Source organism: Rhodoferax sp. GW822-FHT02A01, assembly GCF_038784515.1.
Classification (GTDB): Bacteria; Pseudomonadota; Gammaproteobacteria; order Burkholderiales; family Burkholderiaceae_C; genus Allorhodoferax.
The window spans coordinates 4,862,053-4,884,708 of record NZ_CP152376.1 but is presented as its reverse complement, the minus strand read 5'-3'; the positions used below and the strand labels follow the sequence as shown (position 1 = coordinate 4,884,708).

General features: G+C 60.8%; 16 protein-coding genes. 3 read left to right on the top strand and 13 right to left on the bottom strand.

Annotated features, from left to right (window positions below; translation table 11 throughout):
• Positions 1 to 17: 17 nt before the first annotated feature.
• From AAGF34_RS23070 to AAGF34_RS23060, 3 genes are all read right to left on the bottom strand, one after another.
• On the bottom strand, positions 18 to 965 hold the full coding sequence (locus AAGF34_RS23070) for an ABC transporter permease (protein WP_342618044.1): 948 nt from the start codon (positions 963 to 965) through the stop codon (positions 18 to 20).
• A gap of 169 nt (positions 966 to 1,134) precedes the next feature.
• On the bottom strand, positions 1,135 to 2,709 hold the full coding sequence (locus AAGF34_RS23065; protein ID WP_342618043.1) for an ABC transporter substrate-binding protein: 1,575 nt from the start codon (positions 2,707 to 2,709) through the stop codon (positions 1,135 to 1,137).
• Between the two features lie 297 nt (positions 2,710 to 3,006).
• The gene (locus tag AAGF34_RS23060; RefSeq protein ID WP_342618042.1) at positions 3,007 to 5,019 is read right to left on the bottom strand and encodes a CocE/NonD family hydrolase; all 2,013 of its coding nucleotides are present in this window, start codon (positions 5,017 to 5,019) and stop codon (positions 3,007 to 3,009) included.
• A 121-nt stretch (positions 5,020 to 5,140) separates the two neighbouring features.
• On the opposite strand from AAGF34_RS23060, the gene AAGF34_RS23055 reads away from it, so the two are divergent.
• Complete coding sequence (locus AAGF34_RS23055) at positions 5,141 to 6,109, top strand: alpha/beta hydrolase (protein WP_342618041.1); 969 nt, start codon at positions 5,141 to 5,143, stop codon at positions 6,107 to 6,109.
• A gap of 35 nt (positions 6,110 to 6,144) precedes the next feature.
• On the opposite strand, the gene AAGF34_RS23050 is transcribed toward AAGF34_RS23055, so the two are convergent.
• The 5 genes from AAGF34_RS23050 to AAGF34_RS23030 form a co-directional block, all read right to left on the bottom strand.
• Positions 6,145 to 7,713 (bottom strand): ABC transporter substrate-binding protein, encoded by a 1,569-nt coding sequence (locus tag AAGF34_RS23050; RefSeq protein WP_342618040.1) that lies wholly within the window; start codon positions 7,711 to 7,713, stop codon positions 6,145 to 6,147.
• Positions 7,714 to 7,843: 130 nt separating this feature from the next.
• Positions 7,844 to 9,034, bottom strand: coding sequence for a mandelate racemase/muconate lactonizing enzyme family protein (locus AAGF34_RS23045; RefSeq protein ID WP_342618039.1), 1,191 nt, complete (start codon positions 9,032 to 9,034; stop codon positions 7,844 to 7,846).
• Positions 9,035 to 9,144: 110 nt separating this feature from the next.
• A complete protein-coding gene (locus AAGF34_RS23040) occupies positions 9,145 to 10,566 on the bottom strand; it encodes an aldehyde dehydrogenase family protein (RefSeq protein WP_342618038.1) in 1,422 nt (473 codons plus the stop codon).
• Positions 10,567 to 10,627: 61 nt separating this feature from the next.
• Positions 10,628 to 11,551 carry an NAD(P)-dependent oxidoreductase gene (locus AAGF34_RS23035; RefSeq protein WP_342618037.1) on the bottom strand — a complete coding sequence of 308 codons (924 nt, stop codon included), beginning with the start codon at positions 11,549 to 11,551 and terminating at the stop codon, positions 10,628 to 10,630.
• Positions 11,552 to 11,915: 364 nt separating this feature from the next.
• Entirely contained in the window at positions 11,916 to 13,538 is a 1,623-nt protein-coding gene (locus AAGF34_RS23030; protein ID WP_342618036.1) for a GMC family oxidoreductase N-terminal domain-containing protein, read from the bottom strand.
• 79 nt (positions 13,539 to 13,617) lie between these two features.
• Here AAGF34_RS23030 and AAGF34_RS23025 point away from each other — a divergent pair, with 79 nt between their 5' ends.
• Positions 13,618 to 15,009: a PLP-dependent aminotransferase family protein gene (locus tag AAGF34_RS23025; protein ID WP_342618035.1), complete on the top strand. Its 1,392-nt coding sequence runs from the start codon at positions 13,618 to 13,620 to the stop codon at positions 15,007 to 15,009.
• Positions 15,010 to 15,521: 512 nt separating this feature from the next.
• On the top strand, positions 15,522 to 15,944 hold the full coding sequence (locus tag AAGF34_RS23020; RefSeq protein ID WP_342618034.1) for a hypothetical protein: 423 nt from the start codon (positions 15,522 to 15,524) through the stop codon (positions 15,942 to 15,944).
• 112 nt (positions 15,945 to 16,056) lie between these two features.
• On the opposite strand, the gene AAGF34_RS23015 is transcribed toward AAGF34_RS23020, so the two are convergent.
• The 5 genes from AAGF34_RS23015 to AAGF34_RS22995 all read right to left on the bottom strand — a co-directional run bounded on the left by AAGF34_RS23015 (position 16,057) and on the right by AAGF34_RS22995 (position 22,654).
• Positions 16,057 to 16,788 carry a transporter substrate-binding domain-containing protein gene (locus AAGF34_RS23015; protein WP_342618033.1) on the bottom strand — a complete coding sequence of 244 codons (732 nt, stop codon included), beginning with the start codon at positions 16,786 to 16,788 and terminating at the stop codon, positions 16,057 to 16,059.
• Positions 16,789 to 16,890: 102 nt separating this feature from the next.
• Positions 16,891 to 17,505: a sarcosine oxidase subunit gamma family protein gene (locus AAGF34_RS23010; protein WP_342618032.1), complete on the bottom strand. Its 615-nt coding sequence runs from the start codon at positions 17,503 to 17,505 to the stop codon at positions 16,891 to 16,893.
• On the bottom strand, positions 17,498 to 20,512 hold the full coding sequence (locus AAGF34_RS23005) for a sarcosine oxidase subunit alpha family protein (RefSeq protein WP_342618031.1): 3,015 nt from the start codon (positions 20,510 to 20,512) through the stop codon (positions 17,498 to 17,500). Before AAGF34_RS23005 ends, AAGF34_RS23010 begins: the two co-directional genes overlap by 8 nt.
• The gene (locus AAGF34_RS23000; RefSeq protein WP_342618030.1) at positions 20,509 to 20,832 is read right to left on the bottom strand and encodes a sarcosine oxidase subunit delta; all 324 of its coding nucleotides are present in this window, start codon (positions 20,830 to 20,832) and stop codon (positions 20,509 to 20,511) included. The genes AAGF34_RS23005 and AAGF34_RS23000 overlap by 4 nt, the downstream gene beginning before the upstream one ends.
• Positions 20,833 to 21,376: 544 nt before the next feature.
• The gene (locus AAGF34_RS22995) at positions 21,377 to 22,654 is read right to left on the bottom strand and encodes a sarcosine oxidase subunit beta family protein (RefSeq protein ID WP_342618029.1); all 1,278 of its coding nucleotides are present in this window, start codon (positions 22,652 to 22,654) and stop codon (positions 21,377 to 21,379) included.
• Positions 22,655 to 22,656 lie beyond the last annotated feature (2 nt).

Sequence of the window (22,656 nt, the reverse complement as noted above, 5' to 3'; positions counted from 1 at the left end):
GTGTCGCTTCCTTGAATTCAGCGCTTGTGGCGCAAGCGGGGGTTGACCAGAATCACCAGAATGTCGGCCAGCGTATTGAGCGTGACGAACACCATGGCAAACACCAGGCCGCAGGCCTGGATCACCGGCACATCGCGCTTGGAAACCGCATCCACCATCAATTGGCCCAGACCGGGGTAGACAAATACGGCCTCGATCACCACGACGCCCACCACCAGGTAGGCAAGGTTCAGGGCTACCACGGTGATGATGGGGGCTGCCGCATTGGGAAGCGCATGACGCACGATCACGCGTCCGCGCTTGGCACCCTTGAGAAAGGCCATTTCAATGTAAGGTGTGGACATCACCGACAGCACCGAGCTGCGTGTCATGCGCAACATGTGCGCCGCCACCAGCAATGTCAGGGTGATGGCTGGCAGGGTGGTCTGGTACACCCGCTCGGAGAACGGCATGCCCTTGTAGACGGTGGATAGAGAAGGGAACCAGTCGACATCCACTGCCATAAAGATGATCAGCAGGTAGGCGATGAAGAATTCGGGCAACGAGATAGCCGTCAACGTAACGATGTTGGCCAGCTTGTCGGACAGCTTGCCTTCATTGATGGCGGAGAAGATACCAAGCCCCACGGCCACTGGAATCGCGATCAGCGCGGCATAGCCAGCCAGAAACAGGGTATTGCCCAGGCGGGGCAACACTTCATCCACGATTACGCGCTTGTTGGTGAGTGCCACTCCCAGATCGCCGTGCAGGGCACCAGTGAGCCAATGGATGTAGCGCAGATAGGCTGGCACATCCAGGCCCAGCTCCTTGCGGAAGATCACCAGTGCTTCTGGCGTTGCGCCCTGGCCCAAGACCGCCGAGGCCACGTCGCCGGGCAGGATCTGGGTGCACACAAAAATCAGAATGGACACTGCAAACAGCGTCAGAACGCCCAGTAGCAGCCGGTTGAGTATCAGTTTCGCCATGGCATGTTCTTTATTTATTCATATCAAATAAAAATAGCAGGTGGGACTTGTGTCCCGCCCCGCTATTCATGTTTCATATCCGTCGCGATGCACACAACGCAATTTTCGAGCCCGAATGGTGCTCACACCATTCGGTAACCGACATACGTTGTTCTAACTGGGAACCTGATCAGGCAAACCAGCCTTTTTCAGCAATGCGGTCATCAGCCAGATCGTAGCGACCGGAGATGGTCAGACCTTGCAGCTTGGTGGAGCAAGCGTCCAGGTAGTCCTGAACAGCGAAGCACACCATGCCGGAGTTCTGCGCAATCAGCTCTTGGCAGCGCGCATACATGGCGCCACGTTTCTTCTGATCCATTTCAACGCGGGCCGCAACCAGGGTCTTGCTGAACTCTTCGTTCTGGAAGTGGGTGTCGTTCCAGGGATTCTTCAGTCCACCGAAGAAGGTGCTGGTGAGCTGGTTGTCGATGGTGGGACGATTGCCCCAGTACACCGCGCAGAACGGTACCTTGAGCCAGACGTTGTCCCAGTAGCCGTCACCGGAGACGCGCTTAAGGTCGAGGTTGATGCCAGCCTTGGCCAGGGATTCCTGATAGACCTGACCTGCGTCGGTTGCGCCAGAGAAAGCACCCTCAGACACTTGCAGTTCGATGGGAGCCGTCACACCAGACTTCTTGTAATAGAACTTGGCCTTGTCGGGATCGTAGGGAGTCTGCTTCTGCTTGGTGTCGTAGTACTTCATCTTGGTGCCGACGGTGTGGTCGTTACCGATGGAGGCGTAACCGGAGAAGACGTTGTCCACGATCTTCTTGCGATCAATACCGTACTTGAGCGCCATCATCAGGTCCTTGTTGCTGTAAGGATCCTTGTCGGTGTGCGCAACAAACGCAAAGCGGTTGCCCATGCCAGGTGTGCGCGAGATGCGCAGCTTGGGGTTCTTTGCCAGCAGTGCAGCAGTCTTGGGGTCCACGCGGTTGATGACGTCGACCTGACCGGTCATCAGTGCCTGCGAGCGTGCAGCAGCGTCACCGATGTAACGCAGTTCTACGCGGTCAAAGTTGCCACGGTTGGGCTTCCAGTAGTTGCCGGGCTTGCGTTTGGCAACAAAGCGAACACCAGGTTGGAACTCTTCCATGGTGAATGCGCCGGTGCCATCGGGCTTGCTCCAGTCGGTGAAGCCGTTGGGGACCACGATCAGGTGGTAGTCGCTCAGATTGAACGGCAAGTCCAGGTTGCCATTGCTCATGGTGATCTGAACTTGATTCGCGTTAACTTTCTTGATGTCGGTGATGTCGTTGAGCAGCGCCTTGGCGGGAGACTTGGTTTCGCCGCGGTGCATGTTGAGCGAGTAGATGACGTCATCAGCGTCAAGTGTCTTGCCGGAAGTGAAGGTGACACCCTTGCGGATGTTGAACAGCCACTCGGTTGCGCCGGGCTTGACTTCCCAGCTTTCAAACAGTTCTCCGGTAGCGTCGCCGTTGTCGGCCACTTCCACCAGGCAGTTCCACAGCATCAGGCTGATGTTGATTGGAATGGAGTCAGCGTAGGTGCGGGGGTCCAGGCTGTCAGATGGAGATCCACCTTCCACACCCATGCGCAGTACACCACCTTTCTTGGGTGCGCCTGCAGCCATTGCTGGCATGGAGCTGAAAGCTGCCGATAGTCCAACGGCGGATGCTCCGAGGATGAGCTGACGGCGATCCAGGATAAGTCCAGAGTCCGTTTTATTTTCGATCATTGCCATGTTTGAAGATCTCCAATCAATTCAAGTAAGGGATTTCGGCGCACTCTTTTGGGTGATGAGCTTGCCGAAAATTTACGAGCGCAATTTGCATGCCGCCCCGCATCAATAGTATTGCAATTACCCATGCAATATTCATTCGCGTATTCCCTTAGCGCATTATTTTTAATTGGGAAAGAGCCAGTTTTCTAAATGGATTCACACCCACTCAGTCGCAAAAGAGTTGTCGCAAGTCGCGTGCATATAAGGGTTTTGGGCAGGCTCTGATAAGTCTGAAAAATGTTATCCCATCAACAAAATTCAAAGCAGATTTCGCTTTATTTTTTGATCCCAATTTCGGCTCCAAATCAGGGCGTCATTTTCATAGGCTTCAAGTCTTCCTGCCACATGCCAGTGCGTTTTGCTGGCCGTCAAACTCGAATAGGTTTCTGTACGCACTTTCCAGTCGCCACGGCTGCGCTCCTCCGTCCAGTGGCATTCCTGCCGCGCAGATAGGGGGTCGTTTGGCAATATGCGATAGGTCTCGCGACCGCAGGCCCAAATCTCCAGTCCGTGCTCGGCGATGGTGGTGCGGCCAAAGTCATCCACGATGGCCAAGCGGGTTTCACCTGTTGCTTGATCGCGTGTGAGTTCCCGCAGATTGCTGGGCTTGCTGTGCTCTATGAGTTTGACCGGCGTTGCGGCTTCCGGTGCGGCAAATACCGGTACTTTCTTGCTGCCGTTGCGGGAGCGAACAGGCACGTCGATGAAAGTCGCCGCCGTGTGCAACGTCAGGGTGACCGGTTCTGGTGCGGGCCAGATCATGGGCCAGTAGCTGGTCGACACAGAGACCCGCAATTTGTGTCCCTTGGGAACGCAAACGGCCACATCGTCGAGGGCAATGCGTACGGTGTAGGCCTTGCCGGGCTCGAGTGCCTGCGGATTTTCGTGGCCATCGCGGTGGCAAAGATTGAAAACCGCATAAGTCAGGCGCGAAACCGCACCGTCGGGCCAGACGGAGTTGAGTCGAACGGCCACGTTGGCAACGGGCTTGTCCACGCTGAATTTCAGCGTGAGTGCCGGCGCACCCACCACATCGAGGTCCTGCTTCAGCGCTTCACTGTCGAAGGTGAGTGAACCCGAGTCGTCATGGCGCTGGTCGCCGGCAAACTCTGGCCCCAGCCAGATGATGCAGTACTCGCCGCCGTCACCGCCTACGGATTGCGCCGTACTGTGGTTTTGCTTGGTGGCACGTCCCTTGGTCTGTGACAAGCCATCGCTGTTGAGATGCCAGCGTTGTACCTCGCCCTTGTCGAACGGCCACTGGCTATCAGTTACCCAACGTCCCGGAATTTGCGACACGGTTCCGCCCGGGCGGCCCAGGTCCATGATGTAGGTGCGAAACGCCGGGTCTTTTTGCACACCGGTGTCGTCACCCTTGAGCCACTGATCCCACCAGCGCAGTGCTTCCTGCAGAAAGCCGATGCGTGGTTCGGGCACGGCGAAATGCGGGTACTTGTGTGCCCAAGGGCCGATGATGCCCTTCGTTGGAGACGTCAGATTGCTGACTAGACGCGGCACTGCATTGGTATAGGCGTCATTCCATCCACCCACTGCCAGCACGGCAGCCTGAATGGCGCTGTAGTCTTCGTTGACGGAACCATGTTTCCAGTAGGCGTCGCGGTGCGGATGCTGCAGCCAGTCGATGGCCAGCAGCGGTTCGGCCTCCAGCCGTTGCAGCCACATGTCACGCCAGCGTTCGCCCACCAGTGCGGGATCGGGGGAGCGTGAAGAGTACGCAAACATGGTGGCAGACCAGCCCAGGTTTTCGTTGAGCAGACAACCACCTTTGTAGTGGATGTCATCGGTATAGCGGTCATCGGTGGAGCACAAGGTGATGATGGCTTTGAGGCCTTCGGGACGCATGGCTGCAACCTGCAGGCTGTTGAAGCCGCCCCAGGAAATTCCCATCATGCCCACGTTGCCGCTGCACCAGGGTTGCGCGCGCAACCAGGCGATGACTTCGCAGGCATCGTCAAGTTCCAGCTGCGTATATTCGTCGCGCATGACGCCATCGGACTCGCCATTGCCGCGCATGTCCACGCGCACGCAAGCGTAGCCGTGTCCTGCGATGTAGGGGTGAGTGAGCGCATCGCGCACGTGCGTGCCGTCGCGTTTGCGGTAGGGCAGATATTCCAGAATCGCGGGTACCGGTTTCTTGTCAGCATCGGCTGGCAACCAGATGCGCGCGGCGAGTCGCGTGCCATCGGCCAGCGTGATGAAGGTGTTGGATATTTCCTTGACTTTGCGGGGGAATGATTTGACGGTTTTCATGGAGTTGAGACAGCGCGTGTGAGTGAGTGACTTGTGCATTCTGCATGGTTTATGCCAGGTGCGCACACTCTCCGCAACGGTATTTGTCGGCTTGCATATGCTTGTGCAAGAATGCCTCTTCATGACAACCCCAAGCCCCTATCCCATGCCGCAGGACCCGGAGGTTCGCGCCTTCATCGAGCTCAGCAATTCCTTCTATCCGGCCGACGCTTTTCTGGGAACGGTGGAGCAGTCACGCAACTGGTACAACCGCTACGCCGCCGCCATGGCGCAACCCTTTCCTCCCAACGTTGCAGCCGAGGATTTCACCATCGCAGGGCCGCAACCGGGGCAGTCGATTGCCGCGCGCCGCTATCGCAACATCAAAGCGAACGCAGACGTTCCCAACGATGTGACCGTGCTGTACATCCACGGTGGCGGTTTCGTATTGGGCGGGCTCGAAAGCCATGCCGACGTGTGCGCAGGACTGTGCCAACTGAGTGGCCTGGATGTGGTGGCAACAACCTATCGCCTGGCGCCCGAACACCGACACCCAGCACAACTCGATGATGTGCAGGCGGCGTTCCAATATGTGCGCAACCGGGGTGAAAAAATCATTTTGTGCGGAGACAGTGCAGGTGGCAACCTGGCAGCCGCGCTGTCGATTCGGCTGCAAGCGCAAGGGCAGCAACCAGCGTTGGGCCAAGTGCTGATCTATCCCGGTCTGGGTGGTGATGTGACGCAGGGCTCCTATCTCAGCAATGCCCATGCACCCATGCTGACGACGGAGGAGTCTGCCTACTATTTCGCGGTGCGCTCTGAAGGTCTGAGTGCAGAACAAAGCAACCAACCGGAACTGCGTCCTTTGCTGGCCGAAGACTTTTCAGCTACACCGCAGACGCTGGTAGTTACAGCAGATATTGATCCCTTGCGTGATGATGGTGTGCACTACGTCAACCGTTTGCTGGACGCAGGTGTCAACGCCCAATACCGCAATGAGCCGGAACTGGTGCACGGCTATCTGCGCGCGCGTCACACATCACAATGGGTAAGAGAAAGTTTTAGTGCCATTGCTGATGCATTGAAAAAAATGGCCAGCGGAACCTTCTGAGTTCGGCTGGCCACACGGTTACACAGGGTTACGAATCAGGCGAACCAACCTTTTTCCGGAATACGGCAGTCGGCCAGATCGAAGCGACCGGACAGAGTCAGTCCACGCAACTTGGTGTTGCAGGCGTCCAGATAATCCTGAATCGCGAAGCACACCATGCCGGAGTTCTGGCTGATCAGTTCCTGGCAACGCGCATACATCGCCGCTCGTTTTTTCTCGTCCAGTTCCACGCGGGCGCTGACCATCAGTTTCTCGAATTCGGCGTTGTTGAAGTGGGTGTCATTCCAACTGGAGCCCGCCTTGAAGGTGGTGGTCAACTGGTTGTCCACGGTGGGGCGGTTGGCCCAGTACACCGCACAGAACGGTTGCTTGAGCCAGACGTTATCCCAATAGCCATCGCCGGAAACCCGCTTGAGGTCCAGCGTGATGCCAGCCTTGGCCAGTGACTCCTGATATACCTGACCCGAGTCAGTGGCACCGGAGAATGCGCCTTCGGAAACCTGCAGCTCGATGGGGCTGGTGACGCCGGATTTCTTGTAGTGGAACTTGGCCTTGTCGGGGTCATACGACATCAGCTTCTGCTTGGTGTCGTAGAACTTCATCTTGCCGCCCACGGTGTGGTCGTTGCCCGGAGTTGCATAACCAGCAAACACGTTGTCGACAATCTTCTTGCGGTCTATGCCGTACTTCAGCGCCAGCATCAGGTCCTTGTTGGAGAACGGGCTCTTGTCAGTCTGCGCCACAAAGGCGTAGCGGTTACCCATGCCCGGTGTGCGAGAAATACGCACGGCCTTGTTTTTGGCCAGCAGAGCGGCGGTCTTGGGATCGACACGGTTGATCACGTCCACCTGGCCCGTCACCAGCGCTTGGGTACGCGCTGCAGCGTCACCGATGTAGCGGATTTCCACGCGGTCAAAATTGCCGCGACCCGCTTTCCAATACGTGCCGGGTTTGCGCACAAAGGTTGCACGCACACCGGGCTGGAACTCCTCCAGGGCAAATGCGCCGGTGCCATCCGGTTTGCTGAAGTCGGTAGTGCCGTTGGGCACCACCATGATGTGGAAGTCGCTCAGTGTGAACGGCAGATCCACGTTGCCACTACCCAGCGTGATCTGGATCTGGTTGGCGCTGAGCTTCTTGATCTCGGTGATGTCCGCCAGTACCGACTTGGCGGGCGACTTGGTTTCGCCGCGGTGCAGGTTGAGCGAGTAGATGACGTCGTCGGCATCGACCGTCTTGCCGGAGTTGAAAGTCAGCCCCTTGCGCACGGTAAACACCCACTCGGTGGCACCGGGCTTGACCTCCCACTTTTCCAGTACTTCGCCGACCACGTCACCGTTGTCGGCGATCTCGACCAGACCATTCCACAGCATCATGCCCATCACCAGCGGGACCGAGTCGGCAATGAGGCGCGGATCCAGGCTGTCGGACGGAGAACCACCCTCCATGCCGATGCGCAGCGTGCCACCCTTCTTGGGGGTCTCGGCCGCCGCTGCGCCCAGGGGCAGCAGCGCAGCACCCAGACCTAGCGCCGCAGCGCCCGCAACCAGTTGTCGGCGTGCCAACAAGATACCGGAGGACTCGTCTTTTTCAATGTGCAGCATTTCTATCCTTGGTTTGGTTGAAACGGGCATGGCAGGTGCATGCAGCTGGCGCATCGTAGGGGCTACGCAATCGCACGTCTCGTGCGCTTACGACCCTTTGTTGACCTTATGCGCCATTGCACGGACTTCTTCAGACTTTCGGTGTGTCGTGCGTCATGTCCAGATGCAGGGCGTTGCCCACGTACGGATGGGCCAGCGCGACTTCCTCATTCAGTTCAATGCCCAGGCCCGGCTCGGTCGGTGGAATGATGTAGCCGTCCTGCCATTGCATGGGCTTCTTGAGGATGTCGGAGTGGAAACCCTTCCAGTCCAGAATGCTTTCCTGGATCAGGAAGTTGGGGCTGCAGGTAGCCAGTTGCACATTGGCGGCACCCACCACCGGTCCGCAGTACAGATGCGGCGCAATTTGTACATGGTAGGCCTCCGCCATGGAGGCAATCTTCTTGCCTTCCAGAATGCCGCCCACGCGCCCCAGGTTCATTTGCAGGATGGCGGCTGCGCCTTCTTCCATCACGCGCAGGAATTCCCACTTGGTGGTCAGGCGTTCGCCCGCTGCGACCGGGATGGAAGTGCCGTGTGCCACCTTGGCCATTTCCTTCTGGTTGTCCGGTGGAATGGGTTCTTCAAACCACAGCGGGTCATAGGGTTCCAGACGCTTGGCTAGGCGGATGGCGCCTGCCGCCGTCATCTGTCCGTGCGTGCCGAACAGCAGGTCAGCCTTGCTGCCCACCGCTTCGCGCAGCAGTTTGCAGAAACGTTCGCTGCGGTCCAGCTCGGTCAGCGACAGCTGGTGGCCGTCGTACACGGTGTAAGGGCCAGCCGGATCGAACTTGACCGCGGTGAAACCCATCTTCACGTATTCCTGCGCGCGCTCGGCCGCCAACACTGGGTCGGCGTACACATCGGTCTTGTCGCCCGGCTTGGGGTAGATGTAGGTGTAGCTGCGCAGCTTCTCGTGCACCTGGCCGCCCAGCAGCTTGTAGATGGGCTTGTTGACGTCCTTGCCGACGATGTCCCAGCAGGCCATCTCAATGGCACTCAGAATACCCATCATGCTCACGTCGGGCCGGTGGATGAAGCCGCCGCCATACACGCTGCGCCAGATCTTCTCAATGTCAAACGGCTCCTTGCCGACTACATAGCGTTCCACCACATCCTTGGCCATTTGCGCCACGATGTCGGGGTGGTAGGGCAGGTTGTAAATCTCGCCCAGGCCTTCGATGCCGTTGTCGGTGATGAGCTTGATGAAGACGAAGTAGCGGCCGCCAAAACCGGGCGGCGGGTTGCCTACGACAAAGGTCTTGATGTCTTTGATTTTCATAATGAGCTCCTAAGTTGTTGGGTTGTTTTTCCGCCGGGCCGCCCCAAGGAAAAACGCGCCCCCTTTGGGGGGTAGCGCAGTACACGCAGTGACAAGCGTGGGGGCCACATTCAGAGCCCGTTGACGATCTTGTATTCCATGAACTCGTGCAGGCCGAAGCGGCCCCACTCGCGGCCATTGCCCGACTGCTTGTAGCCACCGAAGGGGTTGCAGTATTCGTTGCCCGATGCGTTGACCGACACGTTGCCTGCGCGCAGGCGTTTGGCCACGCGGCGTGCGCGCGCCTTGTCGTTGGTGGACAGGTAAGCGGCCAGCCCGTAGGGCGTGTCGTTGGCGATGCGGATGGCGTCTTCCTCGTCTTCAAACGGGATCATGCACAGCACCGGGCCGAAGATCTCCTGGCGCGCAATCGGCATGTCGTTGGTCACGTCGGCAAAGATGGTGGGCTTGACGAAGTAGCCTTTGTCGAACCCCTCAGGCCGTCCTGGCCCGCCCAGTACCAGGCGAGCGCCGCAATGCATGCCGATGTCGATAAAACGGTTCACCGTCTCGAACTGGCGTTTCATGGCCAGCGGGCCCACGCCGCTGCCTTTTTCTGTGGGCTGTATGACTTGCACTTGCGCACCGGCCTTGACAGCGGCAGCCACGGCCTGCTGGTACACCGATTTCTCCACCAGCATGCGTGTGGGCGCATTGCAGCTCTGGCCGGTGTTGTTGAAGCAGCGCTTCACGCCTCGTGCAACGGATGCATCCACATCGCTGTCGGCAAAAATGATGTTGGGCGACTTGCCGCCCAGCTCCTGCACCACGCGCTTGACGGTGTCGGCTGCAGCCTTGGCCACTGCCACGCCGGCGCCGGTGGAGCCGGTAAAGCTCACCATGTCCACTTCCGGGTGGGCACTGAGCGCAGCGCCTACCACCGGGCCGTCGCCATAGACCATGTTGAACACACCTGCGGGGTAGCCCACCTCATGCACATACTCGGCCACTAGCTTGGCCGAGAGCGGCGCAAATTCGCTGGGCTTGAGCACCACGGTGCAGCCCGCCAGCAGGGCAGGCGCCAACTTGGCCACCACCTGGTTCATGGGCCAGTTCCAGGGCGTGATGAGCACGCACACGCCTATGGGCTCCAGGCTCAGATCGCCCTGGCCGCTCTTCACTTCAAAGGGGAAGTCCTTGGCGGCTTCCAGCGTTGCCTTGATGTGGCCGGGGCCGCATTCAGCCTGCGAGTCATAGGCCAGGCTCCAGGGTGCGCCCATCTCGGTGCTGATGGCCTGTGCCATCTCCGTGTAGCGGCGCTCGAACACGGCTTGCAGCTTTTGCAACATCTCGGTGCGGTACTGCAGCGTGGTCTGGCTGTAGGCATCGAAGGCGCGGCGTGCGGCCATGACGGCGCGGTCTGCATCGGCCTTTCCGCCCATGCTGACAGTGCCTACGGATTCCTCGGTAGCCGGGTTGATGATGGGGTGGGGTGTGCCGGGCTCTTGGGGCTCTACCCATTGGCCGTCAATGTAGAAGTTGCAGTGTGTCAAGGAAGTCTCCGTCAATAGTTGGGGCCGCGCTGCCAGTCGTTGGTGAGCGGCGTAATGCGGTTTACTCGGCCACCAGTTCGGTGGGGTAGCCTGGCGCACGCAGCTCCAGGTCGCAGGCCTTCTCGATCATGCGCACCACCTCGGGCGACTGGGCGTTGCCGCCCATCAGGCCACGGGCGCGGCGAAAGATCTGCTGGGCCATGCTGCCCAGTTCCAGCGGCACGCCCAGCTTTTCGGCAATGCCGTTGACCAGCCCTAAGTCCTTGCAGGCCAGGTCCATGGTGAACTTGACGTTGTAGCTGCCCGAGAGCACCAGCTTGGATTCGGTCTCGTGCACAAAGCTGTTGCCCGAGCTGGCGCGGATGGCGCGGTAAGTGGCATCCGGGTCCACGCCGTACTTGGCCGGCAGCATCATGGCTTCGCCAGCAGCAATCAGGTGGATGAAGGCCAGCATATTGGTCACCACTTTCACCACCGAGGCATTGCCCATCTTGCCCATGTAGATGATCTCGCCGCCCATGGTGCCCAGAATGTCTTCCACGCGCTTGAAAGTGGCTTCCTCGCCGCCGACCAGCACGGTGATTTCGCCCGAGTTGGCCAGGTGCACGCCACCGGTGACGGGGCACTCCAGCACGTTGATGCCTTTGCTCTTGCCCACCTCTGCCAGGCGCAGCAGGTCTTCCATGTCGGTGGTGCTCATCTCGATCCACACGCCGCCGGGTTTGAGGTTCTCGAACACGCCGCCCGGGCCTTCGACGACCTTTCGCGAGACGGCAGGTGAGGGCAGTACGGTGATGACTACGTCGGCGTCTTTGCAGACTTCTGCCGTGGTGCTGGCCCACTGTGCGCCGCCTTCCAGCAGGCGCTTGGCCAGGTCCTTGTTGAGGTCATTGACTTTGACGGGGTAGCCTGCTTTGACCAGGCTGTTGCAGAGGCCTTCGCCCAGGCTGCCTAGGCCGATGAATCCGATTTTTTGTTTGCTCATTTGTTGGGTCCTGCTTTTTGGGTGATTAGTTGTGGGGTTTGGCGGGCGTTGCGAGCCGGGTTTCGGCCCGGCGGCCGAGGTACTTTCTTTTGCTTCGCCAAAAGAAAGTACCCAAAGAAAAGGCGAGCCGTGTAACGTGCCCCTGCGGGGTGCCTTGCGCTGCTCGCGCTGAGCGGGGTCGGTCGCAAACTCGCTACGCTCAAACATGCGCCCGCCCTGATCCGCCCATCGCTGCGCTGCTCAGCACGTTCCAATGGCGCTGGGTGCAAAGAATCCGCGTGCTCGTTCGCTGCGCTCACCTTGCACGCGTGTTGGGTGGTGTCGCGCGTCGCTGCGCTTGCGCTTGGGGCAAGGGGGGAAAGCATTAAGCCCAATCCTGCAACACCATATCCGCCCCTTTTTCCGCCACCATGATCACCGGCGCATTCGTATTGCCCGAGGTGACAGAAGGAAACACCGAAGCATCAATCACCCGCAAACCGGTCATGCCATGCACGCGCAGCCGCGCGTCCACCACCGAGGTAGCCGGGTCCACGCCCATCGCGCAGGTGCACGATGCGTGGTAGACAGAGCCGCCCCGCGTGCGGAAATCCTTGAGGATGTCTTCATCACTCTGCACCGCAATGCCGGGCAGGTGTTCGCTTTGCATCACGTCGACCAGGGGCCGGCTGTTGGCAATGGCGCGCACCATGCGCGATCCTTCCACGATGTCGCGCAGGTCGTGCTCGGTGCTGAGGAAGTTGGTTTCGATCTTGGGCTTGTCCAGCGGGTTGGCGCTCTGGATGGTGACGCTGCCGCGGCTGGTGGGTACGCAGGTGTTGAAGGAAATCAGAAAGGCCGGGAACGGATCGGGGTTGGTGATCTTGAAGCGCCCGGGGACGATGGTGGCTGCGCTGTAGCTGATGGGGTTGAAGTACAGGTGCAGGTTGGGCCGTTCCAGCCCGGGGCGGCTGCGCACGAAGGCGCCGGCCTGGTTCACGCTCATGCCCAGGGGACCCTTGCGGGTGAACAGGTAGCGCACCCCGGCCCACAGCTTGCCGTACCAAGGGCGCAGGCTGTTGTTGAGTGTGGGGACCTTGGACTTGAAGAAGTAGGACACGCACAGGTGGTCCTGCAGGCCTTGGCCCACGCGTGGCAGGTGGTGCACCAGCGGCACGCCAACGCGTTGCAAATGGGCGCTGTCGCCTATGCCCGAGAGTTGCAGCAGTTGCGGCGAGTTGATGGCGCCGCCGCTGAGGATGACTTCCTTGCGCACCATGAAGGTCTTCGTCACACCGTCGATCAGGCACTCCACACCCACGGCCTTCTTGCCTTCGGTCAGCACCCGCGTGACGTGGGCATGGGTCTGCAGTATGAGATTGCTGCGCTTGAGCGCCGGGCGCAGGAAGGCGTTGGAGGTGGACTCGCGTACGCCGTTGCGTATCGTCATCTGCCACAGGCCGAAGCCTTCCTTCAGGCGGCCGTTGAAGTCGTCGGTGCGCTCAAAACCGAGCGCCTTGCCAGCCTGCAGAAAACGTTCGCACAGCGGGTGCACCTGGTCGGCAAAGTCGCTGACCCGCATTTCACCGGTTGCGCCGTGGTGTTCGGACGCGCCCCACACATGGTCTTCGGACTTCTTGAAGTAGGGCAGTACATCCTTCCAGCTCCAGCCGGTATTGCCCGCTGCAGCCCAGTCGTCGTAGTCGGTTTGCTGCCCGCGGATATAGACCATGGCATTGAGCGAACTGCTGCCGCCCAGCACCTTGCCGCGGGGCCAGTAGCAGGCGCGGCCATGGAGTGCGGGGTCGGGTTCGGTGGTGTAGCCCCAGTTGTACTTGGGGTCGGCAAAGGTCAGGCCGTAACCCAGGGGCACCTGGATCAGCGGGCTGCGGTCAGAGCCACCGGCCTCGAGTAACAGGACCTGGTCTTTGCCGCTGGCCGTTAGGCGGTTGGCCAGTACGCAGCCAGCCGAGCCCGCGCCCACGACGATGTAGTCGAATTGGTTCATTGCCGCATACTATGCGCTGGATTGCATGCTATCAATGCAGCCATCTTGAGTAATTGCACATTCCCGAAAAGAGCCACCGTTGTCCATCGAGAACCTGATTTCCAAGGCCTGCCTGCAAGACACCGGCAAGCCGCGCTACCTGGCCCTTGCCGACGAGTTGGCCCAATTCATACAGAACGGCCAATTGCCTACCGGTGAGCGCTTGCCGCCCCAGCGTCGGCTGGCGCAGCGCCTGGGCGTGACGGCGGGCACGGTCAGCCACGCCTACGAAATCCTGGAGCAGCGCGGCATGGCCACGGCCCGGGTGGGCGACGGAACCTATGTTCGCTCCCCGGAGCAGGCCGGTACGCCGCAGAACGCTGCCAATCGCGCCCCCGTGGATCTGGCCCACAACGTGGCCATTCCCACCGATGACGGGCGCGCGCTGGCCGCAACCCTGCAACGCGTTGCAGCCGATCCGCAGGTCCTGCGCCAGGTGTTGAGCTACCAGCCCGAAGCGGGTCATGCGCGCCACCGCCAGTCGGGCGCCGAGTGGTTGCGGCGCTTCGGCCTGGGCGGTGATGCCAGCCGGGTCATGGTCACCCATGGCGCGCAGCACGGGCTGTCCTGCGTGTTGCGTGCGCTGGCCCATCCAGGGGATGTTGTCTTTACCGAGACGCTGAGTTATCCCGGGCTGCAGGCACTGGCGCGGCTGATGCGCCTGCAACTGGTGGGTGTAGAAATGGACGAGGAGGGCATGCTGCCGCAGGCGCTGGAACACGCGGCACGCAACATCACCGGCAAGCTGGTGTATTGCTCACCCAGCCTGCACAACCCTACCAACAGCACCATGTCCTTGCAGCGCCGCCAAGCGATTGCCAAGGTGGTGCAAAAGCACAACCTGTTGCTGATCGAGGACTGTGTGCATGCCGCCTCCCAGGCTGCACCGCTACCGGCGGTCTCCACGCTGTTGCCGGACCAGTCCTTTGTGTTGAGCAGTTTTTCCAAGGTGGCGGGGCCGGGGTTGCGCGTGGGCTATGTCGAGGCGGCGCCCCAGTGGCTGAGCAAGCTGGCCGCCGCCATGCGTGCGGATTGCTGGATGACAGCCCCGCTGCTGCCGGAGATCGCGTCGCAATGGATAGACAGCGGTGTGATGGAGCAGCTCATCGTGGCCCAGCGTGCCAGCATGACTGAGCGCCGGGACGTGGCGATGGCTCTGCTCCAGGGCATGGACTGCCGTGCCGATGCCGAGTCACCCCTGATCTGGATGCCCTTGCCCGAGCCGTGGCGTGTGGGCCAGTTTGCTGCCGCGCTACGCCAGGCTGGGGTGCTGATACGCACAGCAGATCATTTCGCGGTGGGCAGGGCGGTGACCCCCCATGCCGTGCGCATCAGCCTGAATGCGGCTCGCTCGACTGCGGAAATCGAGGCGGGCATGCGCAGGATTTTGTCTATATTGCATAGCACGCCCACTACACAAATGGAGCCCTAGTCGCTGCCGGTGTTGTGTCTCCCGTGAGCTAGTTGCCCACGCGTTCGAGGAGCTCAAGCAATGTGGATCGCTCCTCAGGGCTCAAGCGACCGAATATCTTGTCTTGAACTTCTGCCATCACCGGGGCGAGTCGATTGGCGGTCCTACGCCCAGCCGCTGTCAATGAGACGAGGACTTTTCGGCCGTGGTTGGGATCCTTTTCCCGCGTCACAAGTCCCCGAGCTTCCAGTGCCCGCACGGTATGGGTAACGTCACGGGGATCCAGCACGGCTGCGTTTCCTAGCTCGGCTTGACTCAATTGCGCCGCGGTTGCCAGTGCCGATATGCAGCGATATTCGTAGCCATCGACTCCAGACACCGAGAGTTGCTTGTGCAGGATTTGATGCGATCGCATCGCGGCGGAACTCAGAATCCAGGTTGGGAGCGTAGAGAGATGTAGCGACATTGTTGTTGACCAATCTTGGTAATACCAATAATATATCTTGGTTACACCAAGATCATAGGAGAAAACGATGCCAGTCTCACGCCCCCTGCCCTCCGTAATCGGTCCAGCAGAGAACGCCTTGCGCGCGCTGCTTACCAAAACTCTGTCGACGACCGCGATCAAGACCTATCCGGGGTGGGTCTGCCTAAACGCCTTAAGCAAAGCGAGTGTCACGCCGTCGAACGGAAACTGGCGGCTTGCAGTCGCTGACGCTCTCAAGGTTGAATTGGGCGAAGTTGAGGGGGTACTTGATCAACTTCGCGCTACGGGTTTGGTCGGCAACGACGACATGCCGACGGCTCTTGGCGAAACCGAGCTGGCGAAGGGGCGATCCACTGTGTCGAGAGCAACATCTTGCCTGGTTGAGGGGATCGGTGAGGAAGAGCAGGAGACTGTTCGCCAGGTGCTCGACCAGATTCGTCGCAAGGCAGAAGAGTTGTTGCGCACGTGAGTCTTACGCGCGGATCGGTGATGTCTGTCGCCATTGCTCTCGGCTGCTGGTGCGCCCACGGGCGTGGCAAATCACAAGCTGGAACTTAGCCATTTGGAAACAGGGCACACACTTATTTGCAGCCCATTTTTTCAACAGAAACCGTGCACGGGATGTAGCGCTCAACGGTACTCTTGTAGCTGCCATCCTTGAGCATGGTTCCAAAGGCCTGATCGAAGCGCGCGACAAAGTCGGCATTGGTGGACTGCTTGCTGAAGGCGATATAAGAGGGCTTGTCGGATACGACAACCGCCGACTTGACGATGCGATTTTCCAGTCCTTGGCTGGCGATTTCGATCAGTGCCGTGGACTCATCAGCGATCATGCCGTCTATGCGGTTGCTGTCTATCATTTGCCAGCCCAGAGAGCGTTGGCCCAGTTCAGTGCGCTTGGGAAAGCGCGGATCGGCAATCAGCCGGTCATATTCCTCGCCATAGGACACCTTGATCTGGACGCCGAGCCGGAAATCCGTACCAAGGATGTCCGCCAGCTGTTTCAGACGGAAGGAGCGCGCCGCCGCCACGCCAACGAACAGTACGTTGGGTGATCGGTTCACCGGCCGGGAAAACAAGGCGAAGCGTTCGCGCTCTTCGGTCTTGAAGGCGCCGGGCAGAACGTCCAGCTTGCCGCCCTCCAGTTCAAAAAGCGCTCTGGCCCAGGGCATTTCCACAAAGACGGCCTTGCAGTTCATTCTGCGCAAGGTCTCGCGCATCAGATCCGCATAAATGCCCTGAACTTCGCCGTCCTTGCCCAGGTAGGAATAGGGGCTGTCGGCATTCCAGCGCACGGTTTTCGTGCACGTCAAGGACTCGGAAGCGCTTGCGGGCAGACAGCAAACAACGTGCAACAACAGCCCGCAGACCCAACTGCAGAAGTTCCAACGGACCATGTTCCAGCAATTCCCCTTTTATGAGAACTGCAAGGCTACTCCATATTCCAAGGCAGCGTCCAAAACCGTACCCAACTGGTCGTAGGCATAGGTGCTGAACACATAGATGTCGAAAACGTCAGAGGTCACTCGATGCAAGGTGCAGGGCACGTGGTGGGTGCCAGTCATTGCCACGTCGCCGACCGGGAACGCGGTCTCGCGCAGGTCCAGCGCAAAGAGTTTGTTCAAGGTGGTGCGGCACTGGGCACCTTCGATGCGGATGCGGCAGCGCGCCTGGCTCAGGTCGGTGACCGAGCCCACATCCGCCGCAATGGACGTGCGCAGCAGGGCGGTTCGATCGGTGTAATCGTCACCGATGAGCAGGAATTCTTCCGGGCCGGTGCGCATCAACAAGCCCAGTTCGGTTTGCGCGGTCTTGCCGGTCTGCTCGGGGATATGGCTGCCGAAGACTTGCGTCAATGCCTGCTGCAGGGCGTCCACACCAGTGATCCAGGTGCTGATCAGGGTCACGCTGGGCAAGGTGCTGGCGGTCAGCTGCACACCGGTCTGGCCTAAGGTATTGGGCCGCTTGCCAGCGGCATGGCCGGTAAACGGGCTGCGCAGGGTTGCTGGAGATGGGGATGACTCAACCACGGTAACGGTTCCCTTCGGGGTCAAGGAAGCAGGGTTCCACCACCTTGAGCTTGTATTGTCTGCCATGTACGGGCGATGCCGCCACCACGATCTGTCCGACGTGGCTGGTGCCACCTTGCAGCAGGCCCAGCGCAATGGGCTTGCCCACGTGCTTGCTGTAGGTGGTGCTGGTGATGTGGCCGCGTCCATGGCCCTTGATTTCGTCGTCGGCAAAGAAGAGGATGGCGCCGTTGTTGGGCGGCTCATTGGCGTCCAGGGCCTCCAAGCCGACCAGTGCCGCGCGGTCCTTGCGCGTCAGGTTCTCGCTGCGGCGCAGTGCATCGCCCCAGAAGGGTTTGAGCTGGCTGGCCATCTTGCCGGCGCCCATGTCGTCCAGGGTGGTGCGGCCATCCATCTCGGAGCCGACCACATGGCCTTTCTCGATGCGCAGGGAGCCCAGTGCTTCCAGGCCGTAGCTGCCCAGGTTCCAGGGTTTGCCGGCCTGCATCAGATGGTCCCAGATGGCGCGGCCATGGTGTGTGGGGGTGTAGACCTCGTAGGCCATTTCGCCCGAGAAGGTCAGGCGGATGATGCGCACCTTCACACCTGCCAGGGCGCCTTCGAGCGTGGCGTCCAGCACGCCCATGAAGGGGAATGCTTCGTTGCTGAAGTCCAGGCCGGGGAAAGCCGCGCGCATCACGTCACGCACCTTGGGACCGGCCACACTCATGGCGGCCCATTGGTCGGACACCGAAGCCACGGTGACCCGCAGATCCGGCCACACCACCTGCAGCAGGAATTCCAGATGGCTCATCACCCGAGCGGCCTGGGCGGTGGTGGTGGTCATGAAGAATTCGGTCTCGCTGATGCGGCTGGTGGTGCCGTCATCCATCACGATGCCATCCTCGCGCAGCATGAAGCCGTAGCGCGCCTTGCCCACGCCCAGCTTGGCAAAGCCGTTGACGTAGACGCGGTTGAGGAACTCGGCCGCGTCAGGGCCCTGCACGTCGATCTTGCCCAGGGTGGACACGTCGGCCATGCCGACTTGCTCGCGCACGATGTCCATCTCCGCCTTGTAGGCGGCAGAGAGATTTGCGCCGTGGGTGTTGTACCAGAGCGGGCGCATCCAGTAACCGGCCTCCATCATCTGGCCGCCGTTTTCCAGATGCCAGTCGTGCATGGCGGTGCGGCGCACCGGTGCCAGGTGCGAGCGCACGCCGCGCCCGGCCAGCGCACCGATGGTGGCGGGCGTGTAGGGCGGGCGGAAGGTGGTGGTGCCGACCTGTGCCACTTCCATGCCGCGCTTGGCGGCCATGATGGACAGCGCATTGAGGTTGGAGGTCTTGCCCTGGTCGGTGCCCATACCCTGCGTGGTGTAGCGCTTGAGATGTTCCACCGACTGGTAGCCTTCCTGGTGCGCCAGATCCACGTCACTGGTGGCCACGTCGCTCTGGAAGTCGACAAAGGTCTTGTCCACCGGCTTGGCCACCACGATGGGGCCTATGCCGGTAAAGGCCATGTAGGCGTCACGCGAATCGGGGGCTTGCGGTGCATCACCCAGGATGCTGGCGCCGCACACCTGCACCGCCTCTTTTGCGGCTTCCCAGCCGCTCTGGATGGCGGCGGTCAGGGTCTGGGTTCCCACCATGCTGCCCGCGCCAAACTGGGCACGCTCGAAGCCTCCGGGCAGGAACATGCTGAGCTCGGGCCTGTACACGGGCTTCACACCGCGGTGCGAACTGAGGTGCACGCTGGGTGTCCAGCCTCCAGACATGGCCAGCAGGTCCACGCTGCGTTGTCCCTGGTGTCCGCCTACGGTCCCGGACGCAATGTCGTACGAGGCCAATTCGCACTGGTTCACGCGGGCAGCACCCCTTGCGCCCACCACGGCAGTGCCCAGCAGCACTTCCACACCGGCCGCTTCGGCGGTCTTGAACAGGGCCTGGTTGGCCTGCTTGCGCAGATCGGCCAGGCAGACCTTGGCACCCGCCTTGGCCAGGGCAATGGCATCGGCGTAGGCTGCGTCGTTGTTGGTGCTGAAAAGCGCCTGCTTGCCAGCCAGCACGCCGTAGCGGTTGACGTAGGTACCGACGGCGCTGCTGAGCATCACGCCGGGGCGGTCATTGCCCGCAAACAGCAGGGGACGCTCCAGCGCGCCGCAGGCCATGATCACGCTCTTGCTGCGCAGAATGTGCAGCCGTTGGCGTGGCACACCATGGGCCGCATCGGCAACGCCCGGTGCGCTGCGCTCCAGCACACCTACCGTGTTGCCGTCAAAAACACCAAAGGCGCTGGCGCGGTTGAGCAGCGTCACACGGCCCGAGGATTGCAGCTCGGCCAGTGTCTTTTTCAGCCACTGGGCATCTGCGCTGTCCACGGCGTTGTTGAGCAGGGAGCCGCCAAAGGCAAAGTCCTGCTCCACCAGGGTGACGTCCAGACCTGCACGGGCTGCACCCAATGCAGCAGACAAGCCCGCCGGGCCGGAACCGATCACCAGCACATCGGGGAATCCGTGGTGCCAGTCGTAGCGGTCCGGGTCTGGCAGCTCGGTGGCCTTGCCCAGACCGGCGGCCTTGCGGATGAAGTGTTCGAAGAACATCCAGCCCTTGAGCGAGGGCATGAAGGTCTTGTAATAGAAACCCGCCACGAAGATGCTGGAGAGCGTGTTGTTGATGGCCATCAGGTCGAAGTCGACCGAGGGCCAGGCGTTTTGGGTGCGGGTCACCAGGCCGTTGTGCGACTCGATCACGGTGGCAGCGATGTTGGGCTCGGTCGTCGCACCATTGCCCACAGTCAGCAGGGCATTGGGTTCTTCCACGCCTGCGGCCAGGATGCCGCGCGGGCGATGGTACTTGAAGCTGCGCGCCACCAGGTGTTTGCCATGGGCCAGCAGGGTGGCGGCCACGGTGTCACCGGCCAGGCCGGTGAATGTCTGGCCGTCCAGGCTGAACTGCACCGGCTTGTTGCGGTCCACGCGACCGCCCTGTGCGGTGCGGAATGCGCCAGCGGATGTTGCCGGGTTGCTCATGCCTTGGCTCCTTGCGTTGCTGCCGGGCTGGTGCATGGCGCGGGCTGGGTAGCGCCCAAGGGGCGCTCGCGTGCGGGCATCACGGCGAGGATGTCGTGTGTGATGGTGTTGCGCTTCACCACCAGCCAGCGGCGGCAGGCCAGGGTGTGTTGCCAGAATTCATAGTGTTCGCCTTTGGGGTTGTTGCGGGTGTAGACCGCGTCGACCCAGCCGTCGTGGTTTTCGGCTTCCAGGCCGGGGTAGGTCTTGGTGGCATCGCCAAAGTAGCTGAACTCTTCGTGGTCGCGTACGCCGCAGTAGGGGCAGTGGATTCTTAGCATTGCTTGCTTCTTTCGATGGCTTTGTTGCTGGCGGGGCAGGCCGGGTTTCGGCCCGGCGGCCGACTCACTTTTCTTTGCTTCGCCAAAGAAAAGTAAGCAAAAGAAAGGCGAGCCGTGTAACGTGCCCCTGCGGGGTACCTTGCGCTGCTCGCGCTGGGCGGGGTCGGTCGCAAACTCGCTACGCTCAAACATGCACCCGCCCTGATCCGCCCATCGCTGCGCTGCTCAGCACGTTCCAATGGCGCTGGGTGCGGAACATCCGCGTGCTCGTTCGCTGCGCTCACCTTGCACGCGTGTTGGGTGGTGTCGCGCCTCGCTGCGCTCGCGCTTGGGGCGTTGGAGCGCGAACGGCCTAGCCATTGGCTACGACTGTTACGTTGACCAACGGTGGTGACAACAAACGTACCGCGGCCTCTCTGGCGTAATTCCGCATTCGGCGCGCAGAGGCCAAATCGGTTGTCCAGGCTCCCCTTCACCCCGGCGGGGGTGAAGGGGCGGGGGGGAAGGGGGGACAACAAAAGCATCGAATTCAAAACCAGAGCCATCACTGCAAATGGTTGTAAGGCCCATACCCAGCCTCATCGATATACCGCCCTTTGGCAAACCGATCCATCGTGAACCCCGCGTTGTACTCATGCGGCGAGTCATTGGCAATCGTGTGCGCAAAGCACCACCCAGAAGCAGGTGTAGCCTTGAACCCGCCATAGCACCACCCACCATTGAGGTACAGCCCCGGCACCGGAGTAGTCGTGATGATGGGGCTGCCGTCGGGCGTCATGTCCATGATGCCGCCCCAGCTGCGCAGCAGCCGCAGGCGCGCTGCAAACGGCACCAGACTGGCCAGGCCCTGCATGGTCTCGCCCCAGTTGGCGAGGTTGCCGCGCTGGGCGTAGGAGTTGTAGCGGTCGATGTGGCCGCCAAACACCAGGCCGCCCTTATCCGACTGCGAGACGTAGAAGTAGGTGGCGCTCCACACCACCACGTGGTTGACCACGGGTTTGATGGATTCGCTCACAAAGGCCTGCAGCACATGGCTCTCAATAGGCAGTTGCAATCCAGCCTTTTGCGCCAGCACCGAGGTGTGGCCCGCCACGGCAATGCCGACCTTGCCGGCCTTGATGTCGCCGCGGTTGGTCTTGACGCCTACGATGCGCTCTTTGTCCCAGATGTAGTCCTGCACTTCGCAGTTCTGGATGATGTCCACACCCAGCTGGTCGGCAGCGCGGGCATAGCCCCAGACCACGGCGTCGTGGCGGGCGGTGCCAGCGTCGGGCTGCAGCATGCCGCCGTAGATGGGAAAGCGGGCGTGGTCAGAGTAGTCCAGGTAGCCCGCTTCCTTGATCATCTCTTCACGGGTGAGGATTTCGGCGCGGATGCCGTTCAGGCGCATGGTGTTGGCGCGGCGCACCAGACTGTCCAGCGAGGCCTGGGAGCAGGCGGCAAACAGGTAGCCGCGCGGCGAGAACATCACGTTGTAGTTGAGATCCTCGGACATGCCACGCCACAGGCTCATGCTGTGTTCGTAGAACGGCGTGTTCTCCTGCATCATGTAGTTGGAGCGCACGATGGTTGTGTTGCGCCCCGCATTGCCGCTGCCGATGTAGCCCTTTTCCAGCACGGCGATGTTCTTGATGCCGTGGTTCTTGGCCAAATAGTAGGCGGTGGCCAGGCCGTGGCCGCCGCCGCCCACGATGATGACGTCGTAGCTCTTCTTGGGCTCGGGATCGCGCCAGGCGCGCTCCCAGCTCTTGTGCCCACCCATCGCATGCTTGAGCAGCGACCAGATGGAATACCGTTCGCCGGCGCGCTCTGTCACTGCCATGG

What these genes read in the sequence shown, in the direction of transcription:
- AAGF34_RS23070 (WP_342618044.1), bottom strand. Translation starts at nt 965, where the DNA reads ATGGCGAAACTGATACTCAACCGGCTGCTACTGGGCGTTCTGACGCTG.
- AAGF34_RS23065 (WP_342618043.1), bottom strand. Translation starts at nt 2,709, where the DNA reads ATGGCAATGATCGAAAATAAAACGGACTCTGGACTTATCCTGGATCGC.
- AAGF34_RS23060 (WP_342618042.1), bottom strand. Translation starts at nt 5,019, where the DNA reads ATGAAAACCGTCAAATCATTCCCCCGCAAAGTCAAGGAAATATCCAAC.
- AAGF34_RS23055 (WP_342618041.1), top strand. Translation starts at nt 5,141, where the DNA reads ATGACAACCCCAAGCCCCTATCCCATGCCGCAGGACCCGGAGGTTCGC.
- AAGF34_RS23050 (WP_342618040.1), bottom strand. Translation starts at nt 7,713, where the DNA reads ATGCTGCACATTGAAAAAGACGAGTCCTCCGGTATCTTGTTGGCACGC.
- AAGF34_RS23045 (WP_342618039.1), bottom strand. Translation starts at nt 9,034, where the DNA reads ATGAAAATCAAAGACATCAAGACCTTTGTCGTAGGCAACCCGCCGCCC.
- AAGF34_RS23035 (WP_342618037.1), bottom strand. Translation starts at nt 11,551, where the DNA reads ATGAGCAAACAAAAAATCGGATTCATCGGCCTAGGCAGCCTGGGCGAA.
- AAGF34_RS23030 (WP_342618036.1), bottom strand. Translation starts at nt 13,538, where the DNA reads ATGAACCAATTCGACTACATCGTCGTGGGCGCGGGCTCGGCTGGCTGC.
- AAGF34_RS23020 (WP_342618034.1), top strand. Translation starts at nt 15,522, where the DNA reads ATGCCAGTCTCACGCCCCCTGCCCTCCGTAATCGGTCCAGCAGAGAAC.
- AAGF34_RS23005 (WP_342618031.1), bottom strand. Translation starts at nt 20,512, where the DNA reads ATGAGCAACCCGGCAACATCCGCTGGCGCATTCCGCACCGCACAGGGC.
- AAGF34_RS23000 (WP_342618030.1), bottom strand. Translation starts at nt 20,832, where the DNA reads ATGCTAAGAATCCACTGCCCCTACTGCGGCGTACGCGACCACGAAGAG.
- AAGF34_RS22995 (WP_342618029.1), bottom strand. Translation starts at nt 22,654, where the DNA reads ATGGCAGTGACAGAGCGCGCCGGCGAACGGTATTCCATCTGGTCGCTG.